Annotated in this window: 2 protein-coding genes; both read left to right on the top strand. The window is 62.0% G+C overall.

Annotated elements, in window-relative coordinates; all coding sequences use genetic code 11:
• Window positions 1-97 precede the first annotated feature (97 nt).
• Window positions 98-1057, top strand: a complete 960-nt coding sequence (fabD, locus tag IRT45_RS36205) for an ACP S-malonyltransferase (RefSeq protein WP_194810250.1) — start codon at window positions 98-100, stop codon at window positions 1055-1057.
• A gap of 29 nt (window positions 1058-1086) precedes the next feature.
• On the top strand, window positions 1087-1396 hold a 310-nt coding region (locus IRT45_RS36200; RefSeq protein WP_194810249.1), incomplete at its 3' end, for an acyl carrier protein.

Genomic DNA, 1396 nt, shown 5'->3' with positions numbered 1-1396 from the left:
ATTTCAGGCGCGGAACACTAGGTTCGTGAAGCGCCCTTACCGCTCCGCTCAAGATCCCTTCAAGATCCCCACAAGAAGCAGCCGAGAGCATTGGCTCATGACCGATAGCGCCGCTGCCACAATCGATTTAGCCATGTTCCCGGGGCAGGGTTCACAGCGACCCGGGATGGCCGCTGCTGCGTTGGACGTCTTCCCCGAGATCGCCCGGAAGGTGTTCTCGCGAGCCGAGTCCGCAACAGATCTCCCGTTGACTGAGCTGTGCGTTTCGGGTTCTAAGGAACAACTCACTCGTACCGATATCACCCAGCCCGCAGTTGTCACTACGAGCGTCGCAGCCTGGGAAGGGTTACGCAGCACTGGATTTCACCCCCGAGCGGTAGCCGGCCATAGCCTGGGCGAAATCACCGCACTGATCGCTGCCAACGTCCTGGAATTCGAGTCGGGCCTGGCGATTGTGCGGCGCCGCGGCGAGCTAATGGCGCAGGTCGGCGAACTGACCGGCGGCGCCATGGCCGCCATCATTGGACTCGAGACCGAGCAAGTCGAGCGAATGTGCGCCACCGCAACCGGACTCGTCGAGGTCGCCAACTACAACTCCCCTGTCCAGACCGTAGTCTCCGGCGATGCCGATGGCGTCAATGCTGTTGCCGCGGAGGCCAAGCGGGCAGGTGCGAAGCGGGCCGTACGACTCGATGTCGGCGCTGCCTTCCATTGCTCCCTGATGTCCACGATCGAGGCGGAATTCGCTGCCGAACTGGACCGGCACGAGTTCCGCGATCCCACGATCACGGTGATTAGTTCGATCACCGGCACCGTGGTGAACGACGGCGAAGAGTTCCGGCGGCTATTGCGCTCGCAGCTCACTCGACCAGTGCGCTGGACCCAGGTGATGGAGGTGGCGCGCCAGCATGATTGGCACTCTCACGCCGAACTCGGGCCGGGCAAGGTGCTCGCTGGTCTGGTCCGCGCCATCGATCCGGTGGCGGTGGTGGCCACCACCGCCACTGCACGTCATCTTCTCTCCCTCAGCGACCCGTCAATGTCGACGCTGCGCTGAAACCACTCTGCCATTCAGGAGGTAATGCAATGTCAACCACTACTCCAATCGATGCCGAGCTCGAAATCGCAGTCCGGGAATCCATTGCCGAGGCTATGGGGCTCGAGTTCGACGAGGTGACGCCCGAGTCGACGTTGTTCGCCGAACTCGGTGCGGAATCGATCGATCTGCTGGACATGCTGTTCCGCGTCGAGCGCCGTACCGGGCACAAGGTGAAGGTGTCCGACATCGCCGAGACCCTGCAGGGCGGCATCGCAGACGACGTGTTCTCCGACGACAACGACGTAATCAGCCAGACCGGATTGGAACACCTGAAATCTGTTCTGCCCAGAATCGATG

The organism is Nocardia sp. BSTN01 (genome assembly GCF_015354405.1).
Classification (GTDB): domain Bacteria; phylum Actinomycetota; class Actinomycetes; order Mycobacteriales; family Mycobacteriaceae; genus Nocardia.
Note: the sequence above shows the minus strand (reverse complement) of the source record. Positions and strands in the feature narration are given on the sequence as shown.